This is a genomic window from Caballeronia sp. LZ016, assembly GCF_031450805.1.
Classification (GTDB): Bacteria; Pseudomonadota; Gammaproteobacteria; order Burkholderiales; family Burkholderiaceae; genus Caballeronia.
Genome location: NZ_JARTVY010000002.1, coordinates 255,229 through 273,866, shown reverse-complemented (window position 1 = coordinate 273,866; position 18,638 = coordinate 255,229). Strand labels below are relative to the sequence as shown.

7 protein-coding genes are annotated in these 18,638 nt (G+C 63.6%); all 7 read left to right on the top strand.

The window, feature by feature from the left end; genetic code table 11:
* Positions 1 to 2 precede the first annotated feature (2 nt).
* Positions 3 to 3,401, top strand: coding sequence for a maltotransferase domain-containing protein (locus P9220_RS14700; RefSeq protein WP_309765734.1), 3,399 nt, complete (start codon positions 3 to 5; stop codon positions 3,399 to 3,401).
* An 83-nt stretch (positions 3,402 to 3,484) separates the two neighbouring features.
* Entirely contained in the window at positions 3,485 to 6,865 is a 3,381-nt protein-coding gene (gene treS / locus P9220_RS14695) for a maltose alpha-D-glucosyltransferase (protein ID WP_309765733.1), read from the top strand.
* Positions 6,858 to 9,086: a 1,4-alpha-glucan branching protein GlgB gene (gene glgB, locus P9220_RS14690; protein ID WP_309765732.1), complete on the top strand. Its 2,229-nt coding sequence runs from the start codon at positions 6,858 to 6,860 to the stop codon at positions 9,084 to 9,086. The genes treS and glgB overlap by 8 nt, the downstream gene beginning before the upstream one ends.
* A 126-nt stretch (positions 9,087 to 9,212) precedes the next feature.
* Positions 9,213 to 11,438, top strand: a complete 2,226-nt coding sequence (gene glgX / locus P9220_RS14685) for a glycogen debranching protein GlgX (RefSeq protein ID WP_309765731.1) — start codon at positions 9,213 to 9,215, stop codon at positions 11,436 to 11,438.
* Positions 11,439 to 11,516: 78 nt separating this feature from the next.
* Complete coding sequence (gene treZ, locus P9220_RS14680; RefSeq protein WP_309765730.1) at positions 11,517 to 13,412, top strand: malto-oligosyltrehalose trehalohydrolase; 1,896 nt, start codon at positions 11,517 to 11,519, stop codon at positions 13,410 to 13,412.
* Positions 13,409 to 15,604 carry a 4-alpha-glucanotransferase gene (gene malQ / locus P9220_RS14675; protein WP_309765728.1) on the top strand — a complete coding sequence of 732 codons (2,196 nt, stop codon included), beginning with the start codon at positions 13,409 to 13,411 and terminating at the stop codon, positions 15,602 to 15,604. Before treZ ends, malQ begins: the two co-directional genes overlap by 4 nt.
* On the top strand, positions 15,601 to 18,525 hold the full coding sequence (gene treY, locus P9220_RS14670) for a malto-oligosyltrehalose synthase (RefSeq protein ID WP_309765727.1): 2,925 nt from the start codon (positions 15,601 to 15,603) through the stop codon (positions 18,523 to 18,525). Before malQ ends, treY begins: the two co-directional genes overlap by 4 nt.
* Positions 18,526 to 18,638 lie beyond the last annotated feature (113 nt).

Below are 18,638 nucleotides of genomic sequence, written 5' to 3'. Positions count from 1 at the left end.
CGATGGAAAACCATCAAGCTCATCATGCGTACGCGCCCCGTATCTACTTCATCGATCCTCTTCTCGTCGGCCCTCTCGCCAACTGGCCTGCCCAGTTCGAGCACGCGGCCGCGCTGGGCTTCGACCACGTCCTGATCGGCTCGCCGTTCGTGCCCGGCAGCAACGGGCACCGTGAAGCGGTCGCGGATCATCATCGCCTGCATCCTGTTTTCGAATCGAACGCGAGCGCCGCGGAGGACTTGCGCGAACTCGCCGATGCCGCGAAGCAGCACGGCATCACGCTGCTCGTCGATATCGTGATCGATCGCGTGAGCGCGGAAGGCGGGCTGTATCAGGACAACAAGCACTGGTTCAGGCCGTTCGAGACCGCCGATGCGCGGCTCGATCCGCGCCGCCCGCCGAGTCAGCGCGATGTCGCGCACGCCAACTTCAACGATGGCGAAGCCGCGCAGCAACTGACCACCTGGTGGGCGCGCGAACTCGGCGCGATCGCGGATGCGGGCGTCGGCGGATTCCGCTTCGGCTCGCCGCACGCGGTGCCGGCGCACGTCTGGCGCAGGCTCGGCGCAGCGGTGCGCGAGAAGCATCCCGAGACGCGCTGGCTCGCGTGGACCGTCGGCGTATCGCGCCACGACCTGCACGGCCTCGTCGATGCCGGCTTCGATGCCGTCTTCGCGTCGACGCGCTGGTGGGACTTCAAAAGCGCCTGGCTCGTCGACGAACACGCGGCGCTGTCACGCATCGCGCCGCCGATCACATTCCCCGAGGAGCCCTTCGGCTCGCGGCTGATCGCGGACCTGAGCGATACGAGCGACACCGCGCTCATCGAACGCGCCTACTGCCGCGCGCTCTTCACCGCCGCCGCGCTCGGCACCGGCCTGCTCGTGCCGATGGGTTTCGAGTACGGCGTCGGCTTGCCGATGTCGCAGCAATACGGCGTCGCGGCGGAGTATCAGCGTGCGAAGAAGGAAGCGCGCTTCGATCTGTGCGCGCAAGTCAAGCGCGCGAACGGTCTGCAAAGCGGAACGCAGACGCTGTCCGGCGTCGGCGAGCTGCGCGCGCTGACCGGCGCCGGCACCCCTTACGCGGCGCTGATTCGGGCGGCGGGCGGCGATTTGCGGCATAGCGAATCGGCGGTGCTCGTCGTCATCAATCCGGACCTGGTTGCGCCCGTGCAGGTCGATACGCGCCACCTGCTCGAAGGCGTCCCCGGCAACTACACGCGCTTTGCGCCCATCGACGATGCCGGCGCGAAACCCGAGCGCCTCGCGTCGCTGACGCTGAAAGCGGGCGACGTGCGCCTCTTCCGCGCGGAAGCCGAGCCGTTCGTGCTGCTCGCGCAGCCGCAAGTGAAACGCGGCGCGAAGGCGGCCGACAAGAAATCGGTGGCGGAGGCGATCGCCGCGCCGCGCGTATCGATCGAAAGCGTGACGCCTTCGGTCGATCACGGGCGCTTCCCGGCGAAACGCATCGTCGGCGAGGCGGTGGAGATTCAGGCCGCGATCTTCGCGGAAGGCCACGACAAGATCGCGGCCGCCGTGCAATGGCGCGCGGCCGACGAGACCGAATGGCACGAAACGCCTATGTCGCCGGTGCTGCCGCTCGGCCTCGATCTCTGGACCACGCGCATTCCGCTCGAACGCGTGGGCCGGCACGAGTTCGTGGTGATGGCGTGGCGCGACGATTACGCGTCGCTCGTCGATCACATGCAGAAGAAGCTGAAAGCCGGGCAGACCGTCGAACTCGAAGTCGAGGAAGCGAAACATCTGTTCGCGCTGATTCTCGCCGAAGTGAAGACCGTCGAAGATTCCGACAGCGCGCCGCTCGAGAAGATCGTGAAGGAATTCACGAAGGCCGACGACGCGCGCAAGCTCGAACTCGTCCTTGCGCCGGCGACGGCGCAAGCCGTGGCGGCGGCGCGGCATCGGCCGTTCCTGTCGCGCGACCCGGTGGTGTATCGCATCGACTCCGAACGCGCGGCTGCGCGCTTCGCGAGCTGGTACGAGATCTTCCCGCGTTCGATGAGCGACGACGAGAACCGGCACGGCACGTTCATCGATGTGATCGGCAAGATGCCGCGCATCCGCGAGATGGGCTTCGACGTGCTGTATTTCCCGCCGATCCATCCGATCGGGATGGCGAACCGCAAGGGCAGGAACAACTCGCTGACGGCCCAGCCCGGCGATGTCGGCAGCCCGTATGCAATCGGCGGAAAGGAAGGCGGGCATACCGCCGTGCATCCGGAACTCGGCAATCTCGACGACTTCAGGCGCATGCTCGATGCCGCACACGAACACGGGCTCGAGATCGCGCTCGACTTCGCGGTGCAATGCTCGCCCGACCATCCGTGGCTGAAGGAGCATCCGACGTGGTTCGCCTGGCGGCCCGACGGCACGCTGCGCTATGCGGAGAACCCGCCGAAGAAGTATCAGGACATCGTGAATCCGGACTTCTATGCGAAGGACGCGAAGCCCGATCTGTGGATCGCGCTGCGCGACGTGTTTCTGCACTGGATCGCGGCGGGCGTGCGCATCTTCCGCGTCGATAACCCGCATACGAAGCCGTTCCCGTTCTGGGAATGGGTGATCGGCGATATACGTGCGCGTCATCCCGACGTGATGTTCCTCGCTGAAGCCTTCACGCGGCCGCGCGTGATGAACCGTCTTGCGAAGCTCGGCTTCTCGCAGTCGTACACGTACTTCACGTGGCGCGAAACGAAGCGCGACTTCCTGGAGTACATGCACGACCTCACGCAGACCGATGCGAAGGATTACTTCCGCCCGAACTTCTTCGTCAACACGCCGGACATCAATCCGCGTTTTCTGCAAAGCTCGGGGCGTCCCGGCTTCGTGATTCGGGCGGCGCTCGCGGCGACCTTGTCAGGATTGTGGGGCGTCTATAGCGGGTTCGAATTGTGCGAGTCCGCTGCACTGCCCAACAGCGAGGAATATCTGGATTCCGAAAAGTATCAGCTGAGAGCGTGGGACTGGAACCGGCCGGGCAACATCGTCGGCGAGATCACGGCGTTGAACCGCATCCGCCGCGCGAATCCCGCGTTGCAGACGCATCTCGGCGTGAACTTTCTGCCCGCGCACAACGAGCACATTTTGTTCTTCGAGAAGGTGAACGCATCGGGCGATAACGTCGTGCTCGTCGCGATCAATCTCGATCCGTTCAACGAGCAGGGCGCGGATATCGAATTGCCGTGGAAGACGCTGGAACGCTGGGGCGTGCACGAAGGCGATGCGATCGCGGTCGAGGATCAGGTGACGGGCGACCGTTTCGAATGGCGCGGACGGCGCCAGCACGTGCGGCTCAATCCGCATTCGCTGCCCTTCGCGATCTGGCGCATCTCGCCGACATCGGGACTGCCGAAGCCTCAGCTCGCCGGGGAACAGTGAATGCGCACGCACCGAACGACGGTGAACCGATAACAGGGCACATGGCCTACTAAGAGCACTTGGAGCAAACCGTGGATACAAGGGTGAAGCGCAATAAAAAGACATCGCTGCTGAGCGATGATCCGCTCTGGTACAAGGACGCAATCATTTATCAGGTTCACATCAAGTCGTTCTTCGATGCGAACAACGACGGCATCGGCGATTTCGCGGGCCTGCTCGCGAAGCTCGATTACATCGCGGAGCTTGGCGTCGATGCAATCTGGCTGCTGCCGTTCTATCCGTCGCCACGCCGCGACGACGGCTACGATATCGCCGACTATCGCAACGTGCATCCGGACTACGGCACCCTCGCGGATGTCAAGCGCTTCATTCAGGAAGCCCATGCGCGCGGCATTCGCGTCATCACGGAACTGGTCATCAATCACACGTCGGACCAGCATCCGTGGTTTCAGCGTGCGCGGCGCGCAAAGCCGGGATCGAATCATCGCAACTACTACGTCTGGTCCGATACCGACAAGAAGTACGAAGAGACGCGCATCATCTTCATCGATTCAGAGCCTTCGAACTGGACCCACGATCCCGTTGCGGGGCAGTACTACTGGCACCGCTTCTATTCGCACCAGCCCGACCTGAACTTCGATAATCCCGCGGTCATCAAGGAAGTGCTGAGCGTGATGCGCTTCTGGCTCGACATGGGCATCGACGGTCTGCGGCTGGATGCGGTGCCGTATCTCGTCGAACGCGAAGGCACGAACAACGAGAACCTGCCGGAAACGCACGCTATCCTGAAGCAGATTCGCGCGACCATCGACGCCGAGTATCCGAACCGCATGCTGCTTGCGGAAGCGAATCAGTGGCCCGAGGACGTGAAAGAATATTTCGGCGACGAAGACGAATGCCACATGGCGTTCCACTTCCCGCTGATGCCGCGCATCTACATGTCGATTGCAAGCGAAGACCGCTTCCCGATCACGGACATCATGCGGCAGACGCCGGACCTCGCGGCCACGAATCAGTGGGCGATCTTCCTGCGCAATCACGATGAACTCACGCTCGAAATGGTGACGGACTCCGAGCGCGATTACCTCTGGAACACCTATGCCGCCGATCGCCGCGCGCGCCTGAACCTCGGCATTCGCCGCCGTCTCGCACCGCTGATGGAACGCGATCGCCGCCGCATCGAACTGATCAACTCGCTGCTGCTGTCGATGCCCGGCACGCCCGTCATTTATTACGGCGACGAGCTCGGCATGGGCGACAACATCCACCTCGGCGATCGCGATGGCGTGCGTACGCCGATGCAATGGTCGTCGGATCGCAATGGCGGCTTCTCGCGCGCCGATCCCGAACAGCTCGTGCTGCCGCCGGTGATGGGCTCGCTCTATGGCTATGACGCGGTCAATGTCGAATCGCAAAGCCGCGATCCGCATTCGCTTCTGAACTGGACGCGCAAGATGCTCGCGGTGCGCCGCTCGAAGCATGCGTTCGGGCGCGGGACGATCCGCTTCCTGAAGCCGAGCAACCGCAAGATTCTGGCGTATCTGCGCGAACTCGAAGGCGAGCCGCCGGTGCTGTGCGTAGCGAATCTCTCGCGTGCGCCGCAAGCGGTGGAACTCGATCTGTCGGAATTCGCGGGGTCGGTGCCGCTCGAAATGACGGCCGATTCGCCGTTCCCCGCCATCGGCCAGCTCACGTATCTGCTGACCTTCCCGCCCTATGGCTTCTTGTGGTTCCAGCTCTGCCCCGGCAACATGCGGCCCGCGTGGTCGCAGGCGCCGTCAGAGCAATTGCCGGAGTTCGTGACGATGGTCATTCGTGCGGGACAGACTGGACCGACGCCGGAGAACGTGCGTCTTCTGGAATCCGAAGTATTGCCGAGCTATTTGAGCAAGCGCCGCTGGTTCGCATCGAAGGATCAGAAGCTGCATGCGGTGCGCCTCGCCGCGCTGACGACGATCGAAGGCGCAGGCTTCGCGTTCACCGAAATCGAAGCGGACGTGGGCAAGCATACCGAGCGCTACGTGCTGCCGCTTTCGATCGCGTGGGGGACCGAGACCACGTCGCCGCTCTACATGCAGCTTGCGCTCGCTCGCGTGCGCCGTGGCCGCACCATCGGCCATATCACCGATGCGTTCGCCGTGCCGCAATTCACCTACGGCATCCTGCAGAAGCTCAAGCAGCGCGCCGTCGTGCCGACGGTGCAGAAGAGTGAGATCCGCTTCATTCCGACCGAGCGCTTCGACGAGCTCGACATGAGTCCGGCATCGCCGCCCGAGATTCGCTGGCTCGCGGCGGAGCAGAGCAACAGCTCGCTCGTGATCGGCGACAAGGTCGTGTTGAAGCTCGTGCGGCGCGTGGTCGGCGGCATCCATCCGGAAGCGGAGATGAGCCGCTATCTGACGAAGCTCGGCTATGCGAACACCGGCCCGCTGTATGGCGAAGTCGTGCGCGTCGATCCGCAAAACGTGCCGCACACGCTCGTGATTCTGCAAGGCTTCGTCGACAACCAGGGCGATGCGTGGAACTACGCGCTCGATTATCTGCGCCGTGTCGTCGACGAGCTCGCGGTCACCTGCGAAACCGACGAGACCAAGCCCGACCAGACCGCGCAGGCAGGTGGCTTCGAAGGCTACGGCAACATCGCGGGGATCATCGGCAAGCGGCTGGGTGAGTTGCATGTCGCGCTCGCCACGCCGACCGACGACGAAGCGTTCTCGCCGCGCCGCGCCACCGCGAAGGACGTGAAGGGCTGGGTCGACGGCACGCTGCAACTGCTTACGAGCGCGCTCGACATTCTCGGGCAGAAAGCGGCCAGCTTCAGCGAGCACGACCAGGCGCTCGCGCAAAGCCTGCTGGATCGTCGTGACATGCTGGTCGATGCGGTGAAGAAGCTCGTTCCTTCGGATGCCGATGCATTGTGCACGCGCATCCACGGCGACTTCCATCTCGGACAGGTGCTGATGGCGCAAGGCGATGCGTATCTGATCGACTTCGAAGGCGAACCCGCGCGCACGCTCGATGAGCGCCGCCGCAAGACCAGTCCGCTGCGCGACGTCGCGGGCTTGCTGCGTTCGCTGTCGTATGCGAGCGCCGCCGCTCAGCCGACGACCGAAAACGCGCCCGCACAGACGGCCGACCGCAAGCGCGCGCTGTTCGAGAAGATGCGCGCGTTCGCCGAAGACAAGTTCCTGCGGCAATACCGGCAGGCTATCGAGACATCGCCCGAGACGATTGCGGACGAGAGCGTGTTCACTTCGCTGCTCGATCTCTTCCTCATCGAGAAAGCCGCTTACGAGATCCGTTACGAAGCCGCGAACCGGCCGACGTGGATCGGGCTGCCGCTGCGCGGTCTCGCATCGCTCGCGAGCCGGCTGCTCGGCGACACCGGCGCGCCGCCCGCGCCCGGCACGCGTCACGTGACCGACGCCACCAAGGACAATCCGGATGGAACCCAACATGAATAACCGTAGCGATGCGGGACCGGACACGCGCGACCCGGCGCATGGCCTCAATCCGCTCGATATCGATGCGCTCGTGGAAGCGCGGCATCCCGATGCGTTCTCGATGCTCGGCCTGCATCAGACCGAGCACGGGCATGTCGTGCGCGCGTTCCTGCCGAACGCGTCCGGTGCGAGTGTCGTCGATGCATCGAGCGGTGAGCCGTTAGGCCAGCTGACGCGCATCCACGATGCCGGGCTTTTCGCGGGCTATGTCGAACGTCCCGCTGCATATCGGCTGGCGATCGACTGGCACGGCACGCCGCAGGAAACGCACGACACGTATTCGTTCGGCCCGGTGCTCTCCGACGACTGGCTCGAACGGCTATCGCACGCGGACCCGTATGCGGTGCTCGAATGTCTCGGCTCGCGGCCGATCACGCATGGCGGCGTGGCCGGCGTGCGCTTCGCGGTGTGGGCGCCGAATGCGCGGCGCGTATCGGTGGTCGGCGACTTCAATACGTGGGATGGCCGCCGTCATCCGATGCGTCTGCGTCATAACGCCGGCGTCTGGGAACTGTTCATTCCGGGCATCGGTGCGGGCACGCGCTACAAGTACGAGATCGTCACGCGCGAAGGGCACACGCTGCCGCTGAAGGCCGATCCCTGCTCGATGCAGAGCGAGAGGCCGCCCTCGACGGCATCGGTGGTGGCGGATGCGGACGCCATCGATCATTACGCATGGACCGACGACGAATGGATGAATTCGCGCGCCGCGAAGCAGACGCCGCAAGCGCCGATCGCCATTTACGAAGCGCATGCGGAATCTTGGCTGCGCGTGCCGGAAGAAGGCAATCGCGGCATGAACTGGCATGAGCTCGCGGAGCGACTGATTCCGTATGCGAAGACGATGGGGTTCACGCATATCGAATTCATGCCGGTGGCGGAGCATCCGTTCGGCGGGTCGTGGGGTTATCAGCCGCTCGGGCAGTTCGCGCCTTCTGCTCGCTTCGGCACGCCGGAGCAGTTCGCGGAGTTCGTGAATCGCGCGCATGAGGCGGGAATCGGCGTGATCATCGACTGGGTGCCTGCGCACTTTCCGAACGATGCGCATGGCCTCGTGCAGTTCGACGGCACGCCGCTTTACGAGCATGCCGACCCGCGCGAGGGGTATCACCAGGACTGGAACACGATGATCTACAACCTCGGCCGCAACGAGGTGAGCGCGTTCCTGATCGCGTCGGGTCTGGCGTGGCTGAAGCGTTACCACGTGGATGGCTTGCGCGTCGATGCGGTGGCTTCCATGCTGTATCGCGATTATTCGCGCAAGGCGGGCGAGTGGGTGCCGAACATCTATGGCGGCCGCGAGAATCTCGAATCGATTGCCTTTCTGAAGCGATTGAATCAGGAAGTGCGGCACATTCCGGGTGCGATCACGATTGCCGAAGAGTCGACGGCATGGCCGGGCGTGACGGCGAGCGTGGAGAGTGGCGGGCTGGGCTTCGACTTCAAGTGGAACATGGGGTGGATGCACGACACGTTGCATTACATGCAGGAAGACCCGGTGTATCGGCAGTATCACCATCACCTCTACACGTTCGGCATGGTGTATGCCTATTCCGAGCGATTCGTGCTGCCGCTTTCGCACGATGAGGTGGTGCATGGAAAGGGATCGCTGATTGGCAAGATGCCGGGGGACCGGTGGCAGAAGTTCGCCAACTTGCGGGCTTATCTTTCTTTCATGTGGACGCATCCGGGCAAGAAGTTGCTGTTCATGGGCGGCGAGTTCGGGCAGGTCGCGGAGTTCAACCATGACGAATCTCCGCACTGGCACTTGCTCGACGATCCTTTTCACGGCGGGCTGCAGAAGCTCGTGCGCGATCTGAATCTGCTTTATGTGGGTGAGCCTGCGTTGCACAAGCTCGATAGCGATCCGCGAGGGTTCGAATGGATCATTGGCGACGACAACGCCAACAGCGTGTTCGCTTATCGGCGTACCGACGCCGAGGGGCGGGAGCTGGTCGTTGTTTGCAACATGACGCCGGTGCCGCGCAATGGGTATCGCGTTGGATTGCCTCGCGGCGGGCGTTGGAGTGAGGTGCTCAACTCCGACGCTGCCATTTATGGCGGGTCTAATACGGGGAATGGTGGCGTTATTCATGCTGACGACGCGTTCAGTCATGGGCGGCAGCAGTCCGCTGCTTTGACCCTGCCTCCCCTGGCTACTATCGTTTTGCGGGCCGATTGATTTCTTATGGGCTTCGCATTTTCGCGTCGGTCTATTAGCGCGCCCCGGGGAGGGCCGCACCAATAGACCGACGCGAACAAAAGCCAACCACCAGAAGCGCCGCTAGCAGATAAAGAAAAGACCACAATGCCGAACGCACTCCCCGATAAATTACTCCCGGGCGCCCCCTACCCGCTAGGAGCCAACTGGGACGGCTTGGGCGTCAACTTTGCGGTATTCAGTTCGAATGCTCACCGCATCGAGGTGTGCCTCTTCGACAGTACCGGCCGCAAGGAACTGATGCGCTTCGACCTGCCCGAATGCACCGACGAGGTCTGGCACGGCTATCTGCCAGGCGCCCATCCCGGCACCGTCTACGGCTTCCGCGCACACGGCCCCTATCAGCCGCAGCAAGGGCATCGCTTCAATCCGCACAAGCTGCTGCTCGACCCCTACGCGAAAAAGCTCGTCGGCCCGTGGCGATGGTCCGACGCCCTCTTCGGCTATCGCGTGCATTCGAATCGCCTGGACATGTCGATGGATCGCCGCGACTCGGCCCCCGCCATGCCTAAATGCATCGTTACCGACGACGCCTTCGACTGGTCCCGCGACGTACGCCCCGACACGCCCTGGGGCGAAACCATCATCTACGAAACACACGTGCGGGGGGCATCGATGAACCGCAGCGATATCCGCCAGCACGAACGCGGCTCGTTCGCTGCGCTGTCGTCGCCGTGGTTCATCGAACACCTGCAAAAGCTCGGCATCACCGCCGTCGAATTCCTGCCAGTGCACGCGTTTCTCAACGACCGCTTTCTCGTCGAGCGCGGACTGCGCAATTACTGGGGCTATAACACCGCCGCCTTCTTCGCGCCCGAACCGTCGTATCTGTCGACGCATCGGCTCAACGAAATGCGCATCGCCGTGCGCCAGCTGCATGCGGCCGGCATCGAAGTCATTCTCGATGTCGTCTACAACCACACATGCGAAGGCAGCGAACTCGGGCCGACGCTCTCCTGGCGCGGGCTCGATAACGCCAGCTACTATCGCCTCATTCCCGGCGACGAACGCCATTACATCAACGAGACCGGCTGCGGAAACACCGTCAATCTTTCGCATCCGCGCGTGCTGCAGATGGTGATGGACTCGCTGCGCTACTGGTGCACCGCGTTCAATATCGACGGCTTCCGTTTCGATCTCGGCGTCACGCTCGGGCGTGAAGGCCACGGCTTCGACCCCGGCTCCGGCTTCTTCGATGCAATCCGCCAGGACCCGATTCTCTCGACGCGCAAGCTCATTTCCGAGCCGTGGGATATCGGTCCCGATGGCTATCAGGTCGGCAATCATCCGCCGGGCTTCGCCGAATGGAACGACAAGTTCCGCGACGGCGTGCGACGCTTCTGGCGCGGCGATGCGGGCATGCGCCCCGATCTCGCGGCGCGCCTGACCGGCTCGGCGGAACTGTTCAACCGGCGCTTCAGAAAACCGTGGGCGTCGGTGAACTTCGTCGCGTCGCACGACGGCTTCACGCTCGCCGATGTCACCGCGTACACGCACAAGCACAACGACGCCAATCAGGAAGGCAATAACGACGGCCACAACGAGAATTGCAGCGCGAACTGGGGCGTCGAAGGGCCGACCGACGATCCCGCGATCCTCGATGTCCGCGCGCGGCTCGCCCGCTCCATGCTCGCGACGACGCTGCTCTCGCTCGGCACCCCGATGATCCTCGGCGGCGACGAATTCCTTCGCACGCAGCAAGGCAACAACAATGCGTATTGCCAGGACAACGAGATATCCTGGATCGACTGGGACGCGGCTCACAGCCCGCGCGGCGTGGAGATGACCGAGTTCGTCGCGCGCGTCATCGCCCTGCGAAAAAAATATCCGGTGCTGCGCGAGACGCGTTTTCTCTACGGCGATCGCGAAGTGCTGCCCGGTCTCTACGATGTGAGCTGGTTCGACGAACGCGGCAACGCGCTTGCTATAGAAGCATGGCAAGACCCGGAAGGCCGCGCGCTGACCTTGCGTCGCGCGGGACCCGGAATCAACGGCGAAATCGATGTCATCCTGCTCATGATCAACGGCTCCGCACAGACGCTCACGTTCGCGCCGCCCGCGCCGCACTTGGAATGGAACGTGCTCCTGGATAGCGCGGAGCCCGACGCCGTCGAACGGCCGCTCGTCGGCAGCGCACTGGAACTGGCGGCGCACAGCATCGTCGTGCTGCTCGCACAGCCGACCGGTGAAGCAGACTGGCAAGCCGTATGGATGGCGGGTGCGCATCAGGGTCCGCGTCTTCTGACCGCGCTGCCGCCGGACCCCGGAACGCTTCCCTCGCATCAGGCCCCGGAATCCGATCCGACGCCGTAGCGAGCATCGCGTCACCTATCGAGGCTCGCGGCAGACATCACATCAAATGGCAATGCGGTAGCAACCAGGCACGAAATCATGTCCGAACGTCCGATCGATCCTCACAAGCACCAACACGCGCATTGCCTCCCCTTCGGCGCGCATCTCACCGGCGCGGAGCGCGAGCATCCGCGCACGCGCTTTCGCTTCTGGGCGCCGTCGCGCGACCAGGTGCAAGTCGAGGTTCAGCGACCCGGCAGCGCGACGCCCGAACTCGTCGACATGCAGGCGACCGGCGACGGCTGGTTCGAAGCCGAAGCCGATGCTGCGGCCGGCACGCTGTATCGCTATCGTCTCGACGAAGACCTCGCGGTGCCCGATCCGGCGTCGCGCTTTCAGCCGCAGGACGTGCATGGGCCGAGCGAAGTCGTCGATCCGCGCGCGTATCGCTGGACCAACACGGACTGGCACGGCCGGCCGTGGGAAGAAACCGTGCTCTATGAGCTGCACGTCGGCGCGATGGGCGGCTATGCCGGCGTCACCGCGCGCCTGCCGGAACTCGCGCAACTGGGCATCACGGCCATCGAACTGATGCCGCTCAACGATTTCTCCGGCACCCGCAACTGGGGTTATGACGGCGTGCTGCCTTATGCGCCCGATTCGGCGTATGGCCGTCCCGAAGAACTGAAGCAGCTCATCGACACCGCGCATGGCCTCGGCCTCATGGTGTTCCTCGATGTGGTCTACAACCACTTCGGCCCGGACGGCAATTATCTGCACGCCTATGCGAAGACGTTCTTCCGCGAAGGCGTGAATACGCCGTGGGGTCCCGCCATCGACTTCGAGCGTCCGCAAGTGCGCGACTTTTTCTTCGACAACGCGCTCTACTGGCTGAACGAATATCGCTTCGATGGCCTGCGCCTCGATGCGGTGCATGCGATCAACGACGACGAATGGCTGCGCGAACTCGCGGATCGCGTGCGCAGTTCCGTGGAAGCGGAGCGGCACGTGCATCTCGTGCTCGAAAACGAGCACAACACGGCGAACCTGCTGGAAAAGCACTACAACGCGCAGTGGAGCGACGATTCCCACAACACGCTGCACGTGCTGCTGACCGGCGAGAGCGAAAGTTATTACGGCGCTTACTCGGAGAAGCCCATCGAGAAGCTCGCGCGCGTGCTGTCCGAAGGCTTCGTGTATCAGGGCGATCCGTCGCCGATTCATGACGGCGCGCCGCGCGGCGAAAAGAGCGCGCATCTGCCGCCGACTGCGTTCGTGATGTTTCTGCAGAATCACGATCAGGTCGGCAATCGCGCGATGGGCGAACGCCTGCGCTCGCTCACCGACGATCAGTCGCTGTTCGCCGCGACCGGACTTTTGCTCATTTCCCCGCAAATTCCGATGCTTTTCATGGAAGAGCAATACGGCTCGAAGCAGCCGTTCCTCTTCTTCACCGACTATCACGACGAACTCGCGGACGCGGTTCGCGAAGGCCGCCGTCGCGAATTCGCGAAGTTCTCCGCCTTTGCCGACGAAACGCGCCGCGCGCAGATTCCCGATCCGAATGACAAGCGCACGTTCGAGATGTCGTCCCCGAACGTGGCGGACAAGAGCGATGAACTCGACCGCCTCGACTGGCTGCACTTCTATCGCTCGGCGCTGACGGTGCGGGCGAAGCTCATCACGCCGCGTCTGAAGGGCGCGAAGGCGCTGGGCGCATCGGTGCTTGGCGAGAAGGCAGTCGTCGCGCGATGGAAGCTGGGCGATGGCGAAACGCTGACCATCGCGCTCAATCTCGCGGATGCGCCCGTCGCCCTGTCCGATGCGCCGCAAGGCAAGGTCATCTTCGAGACGCCCGCGCGTGCGCAGGATCGCGCGAGCGAAGGGGAGTTGAGCGCGCGCACGTTCGTTGCGTGGATGACCGGCGACGTGAACGAATACGCGACTGCGCACGATGCGCGTCATCTGGAACCGATCGAAGGACAACGCACGTGAGCGCGAACCAGCAAAAGGATGCGCGTCCGCGCTCCGCCATCGAAACCCTCGCCGAACGCGCGGGCTTCGAAGTGGAGTGGCAGGACGCGCACAAAAACACGCAGCGTGTGCCGGAAAACACGTTGCGTATCCTGCTCGAGAAGCTCGGCCTGCCATGCGGCAACGCCACGCAGATCAGACAGAGCATGGCCGCCGTCGATGCCGAAGCGAGCGGCCGCAAGCTGCCGCCGCTCATCACGGCGGAAGTGGATCGCGGCATTGCGCTGCCGGTGTCGGTCGCGAAGTCGGGCGCGCGTTATCGCGTCGAGATGGAAAGCGGCGAAATTATCGACGGTCGCTTTACATCGCCCAAAGGCGAGACTGCGTTGCTCGCGCCGATTCCGGAGCCCGGCTATCACACGCTCGTCATCAACGACCATCGCACGACGCTGGCCGTCGCGCCCGCACGCTGCTACACGATCGACGATGCCTGGCGCTCCCTCGACGACGACGCGAAAGAAGCGCCGCCGCTCTTCGGCATCGCGGCTCAGGTGTATGGCTTGCGCCGCAATGGCGACGGCGGCATCGGCGACTTCACGGCGCTGGCATCGCTTGCGACCAAGGCGGCGAAGCACGGCAGTCACGCGCTCGCTATCAGTCCCATGCACGCGATGTTCAGCGCGGAGCCGAACAAGTACAGCCCGTATTCGCCATCGTCGAGGCTTTTCTTCAACATCGCGCATGTCGATCCCGCCGCAGTGCTCGGCGCACCGGCCGCGCGCGCAGCGATCGAAAAAGCAGGCGTCGCCGATGAACTCGTCGAACTGGAACGCACGCCGCTGATCGACTGGCCGCGTGCGATGAAGGCGCGCATCGCGGTCTTGCGTGCGCTGTTCGATGCGTTCTCGGAGGACAGCGAATCGGCATTCGCGAAAGACTTTGCATCGTTCGTCGAGGAAGGCGGACGTCCGCTCGAAGACCACGCACGATTCGAAGCGCTGCAAGCCGAACAGATCGCGCAGAACGGCGAAGGTCACTGGCGCAACTGGCCGGAAGCGTTGCGCGATCCGCGCAGCGACGCGGTCGCCGCCTTCGCGGAAGCGCACCGGCGCGAAGTGGACTTCTTCCTCTTCACGCAATGGCTCGCCGCCAAAGGTCTGATGCATGCGCAGCACGCCGCGCGCGATGCGGGCATGGCCGTCGGTCTCGTTGCGGACCTGGCTGTCGGATGCGATAGCGCGGGCAGTCACGCATGGTCGTATCGCGACGAGATGCTGACGGGCGTGTCGGTCGGTGCGCCGCCCGATCTCTTCAATCAGGCGGGGCAATCGTGGGGACTCACGACGTTCTCGCCCCGCGCGATGCGTATGCAGGGCTTCTCCGCGTTCATCGACATGTTGCGCTGCTCGTTCGCGCAGGCAGGCGGCATCCGTATCGATCACATTCTCGGCTTGCGGCGGCTGTGGCTCGTGCCCGAAGGCGAGAGCGCGAAGGACGGCGCGTATCTGCGCTATCCGTTCGACGACCTGCTGCGACTGATTGCGCTGGAATCGTGGCGGCATCGCGCGATCGTCGTCGGCGAGGACCTCGGCACCGTGCCGCCCGGCTTTAGCGAACGTCTGCAGGAGCACGGCTTGCTGGGTATCCGGGTGCTATGGTTCGAACGTGCTGAGGATGGCGAAGGATTCAAGCCGCCTCGCGAATGGAGCAACGGCGTGACCGCGACGACGACGACCCACGACCTGCCCACTGTCACCGGATGGTGGCGCGGGGAGGATATCGAGTGGCGCTCGAAGATCGGCCAGACGATGGCGCGCGAGGATGGCCGCGATCCCGTCGAGGCCGCGATGGAAGAGCGCGGCGAGGATCGTGCGCATCTGTGGCGCGCGTTTCAGGAAGCGGGCGTCGCGCCTGCCGATGTCGATGCGCCGCCGGTCGATAACGCGCCGGTGGACGAGGCGCTTGCCTTCGTCGGCATGACGCCTGCCCCGCTCGTCACGTATCCGCTCGAAGATTTGCTCGGCCTCGCAGAGCAGCCGAATCTGCCCGGTTCGATCGACGAGCACCCGAACTGGCGGCGCCGACTTGCGCTGCCGGTCGATGAACTGTTTCTCGACGATGCCTTCTGCGATCGCCTTCTCGCCGTGGATTCAGCCCGCAAGCGCGCCGTTCACCCCGATAACTCAGACACCCCAACGCCCGAATCGCCATGACCGTACCGCGCTCCACGCTGAGGCTTCAGCTTCACAAGGACTTCACGTTCGACGACGCCGCCGCGCAAGTGGACTATTTCGCGTCGCTCGGCGTGAGCCATGCGTATGCATCGCCGATCACGACTGCAACATCCGGCTCCACCCACGGTTATGACACCGTGGACTACACGAAGGTCAATCCCGAGCTCGGCGGCGAAGAAGGCCTGCGCCGCTTCGTCGACAAGCTGCGCGCGCACGACATGGGCCTGATCGTCGATGTCGTGCCCAATCATATGGGGGTCGGTGGATCGGAGAATGCGTGGTGGCAGGACATTCTCGAATGGGGCCGCCATGCGGCTCATGCGCGCTTCTTCGATGTCGACTGGCATTCGCCCGACCCGGCTTTGCGCGGCAAGGTGCTCGCACCGTTTCTCGGCGCGGCTTATGGCGAAGAATTGCAGGGCGGCAAGATCAAGCTCGCCTATCGTGCGGATGAAGGGCGTTTCGTCATCGAGTATTACTCCCATGTGTTTCCTGTGTGCCCGGTCGATTACCCTTCCGTGCTTCAGGAAGCGCCCGAACTTGCGCAGCGCTTCAACGGCCTGACGACGCAGCCCGTCGATCAGCCGCGCGCCGCCGAAGCGCGCACGGCCCTCGTGACCATCGCGCAGACCGAGGGCGGCCAGGCCGCGATTGCCGCGGTGCTGGCAGCGCATTCGCCGGAGACGCAGGCGGGACGCGAGCGGCTGCATCGACTTCTCGAACGGCAGCATTACCGGCTGGCGTGGTGGCGCACCGCTGCGGACGAAGTGAACTGGCGGCGCTTCTTCGATGTGAGCACGCTCGGCGGTGTGCGCGTGGAGCGGCCCGAGGTGTTCGAGGCATCGCATGCGCTGATTTTCCGGCTCTTTACCGAAGGCTTGATTGATGGCGTTCGCATCGATCACGTCGATGGTCTCGCGGAGCCGCGCGAGTATTGCCAGCGTCTGCGTGCGCGGCTCGAGGAGCTGTCCACTGAACGTCCGGAGGCGTTGCGCAACGGCGATGGCCATACTTATTTCGTAGTCGAGAAGATTCTTGCGCGTGGTGAACCGCTGCGCCGTGACTGGCAAGTGGATGGCACCACCGGCTACGACTTCATGAACGATGTCGGCGCGTTGCTGCACGATCCGGCGGGCGCGGAGCCGCTGGCCACGTTGTGGGCCGAGATCACCGGCAAGAGCAGTGAATTTGCCGATGAAGCGCTGATCGCGCGGCGCAAGATACTCGCCGAGAACCTGGCGGCGGAACTGGATCGTGTGACGCGTGCGTTGCATCGCATTGCGCGCGATGCGCAGACCACGCGCGACTTCACGTTCACGTCGATTCGACGCGTCGTCGCGGAGCTGGTCGTGCATTTTCCGGTGTATCGAATCTATCCGGTCGGCGGCGTGCGCAGCGCCGACGACGAGCGTTATTTCTCGCAGGCGCTGGAGAAAGCGCGGGCATCGCTCGCTCATGCGGATCACGTGATTCTGGATCAGGTTGCACAATGGCTCGGCGGCAAGCTGTCCGACGATGCCGCGGCGGCCGAGCGTAACGAGCGGAACGACCGGCAGCGCGAGCGTGCTGCGGAGCGCGGTCGCGATCGCGATCGTGATCGCAATCAGGCGCAGGCGGGACAGAATCCGCAGGCATCGACCGGCTCGCAGCGTCGCGCGGCACAGACCTTGTTCTCGCAACTGACGTCGCCTGTGGCGGCGAAGGCGGTCGAGGATACGGCGTGTTATCGCTATGGACGGCTCATTTCGCGCAATGAAGTGGGCGCCGATCCGGGGGAGTTTGCGTTATCGGTCGAGGAGTTTCACAAGGGCAATCGCGAGCGTCTTGCCGACTTTCCGCATGCGATGCTTTGCACCGCGACGCACGATCACAAGCGCGGTGAGGACGTGCGTGCGCGCATTGCTGCATTGAGTGAGATTCCCGGTGAATGGGCCGCGACGCTCAGGGCATGGTCGACGTTGAACACGCCGTTGCGGCGCGGTACGGATGGCGGGCAGGACTGGGCGCCCGGTCCTGCCGCCGAAGCGATGCTGTATCAGACGCTGGTGGGCTGCTGGCCGCTCACGCTTGCCCCGGACGATGAAGCGGGCGTTCAGGAGCTTGCCGAGCGCGTGGCGCAGTGGCAATTGAAGGCTTTGCGAGAGGGCAAGTTGCGCACGAGCTGGTTTGCGCCGGACGAGGCGTATGAGCAGGCGTGCCGTGATTTCCTGTTCGATATTGTTTCGCCGCAGCGGCGTAATGGGTTCTTGCAGGAGTTGTCGGCGTTCGTTGCGCGGATCGGGCCGGTCGGTGCGATCGATAGTTTTCAGCAGACGCTGCTGCGTCTTACGGCGCCTGGAGTGCCGGACCTTTATCAAGGTACGGAGCTTTGGGACTTCAGTCTCGTGGATCCGGACAATCGCCGGCCGGTGGATTATGCGTTGCGTCGGCGGTGGCTTGAAGAGATCGATGAGAAAGGTCCGCCTTCGGAGCAGATGTCCAATTGGCGCGATGGCCGCGTGAAGCTGGGGCTCGTGAGGCGGGCGCTGGCTTTGCGCAAGCATTGTGAGTCGCTGTTTGCTCAAGGGGAGTATTTGCCGCTTGCTGTTCAGGGGGAACATGCGAAGCATGTGATTGCTTATGCGCGGCATGCGGGCAGTGCTTATGCGATTGTCATCGCTACTCGGCTTTCTGCTTCGTTGCTCGGGGGAGCGGTTGAGCGACCGCTCGTGGAGCCTTCTGCTTGGGGCGATACGTGTGTTGTACTGCCTGAGGCGCTGCATTCGCGCGCTTTGTTCGATTGGCTCAGTCCTAATGCGCCTAAGGCCGATGGCGAGCGGCTTTTCTTGCGCGATGCACTTGGTGTTATGCCTGTGGCTTTGCTGGTCGAAGAAGGTGTGCCGGGGTGTGGGTGTGGTTGAGGTTTTTTAGGGCTTCGTATTTCCGTGTCGGTCTATTAGTGCGCCCCTCCCCGGGGCGGGGGTCACTTTCTTTGCTGCTGCAAAGAAAGTAACCAAAGAAAGCAGCTTTTCTT

Excerpts from the sequence above, each read along its gene's own strand:
- glgB (WP_309765732.1), top strand. The coding sequence starts at position 6,858 with ATGAATAACCGTAGCGATGCGGGACCGGACACGCGCGACCCGGCGCAT.
- glgX (WP_309765731.1), top strand. The coding sequence starts at position 9,213 with ATGCCGAACGCACTCCCCGATAAATTACTCCCGGGCGCCCCCTACCCG.
- treY (WP_309765727.1), top strand. The coding sequence starts at position 15,601 with ATGACCGTACCGCGCTCCACGCTGAGGCTTCAGCTTCACAAGGACTTC.
- P9220_RS14700 (WP_309765734.1), top strand. The coding sequence starts at position 3 with ATGGAAAACCATCAAGCTCATCATGCGTACGCGCCCCGTATCTACTTC.
- treZ (WP_309765730.1), top strand. The coding sequence starts at position 11,517 with ATGTCCGAACGTCCGATCGATCCTCACAAGCACCAACACGCGCATTGC.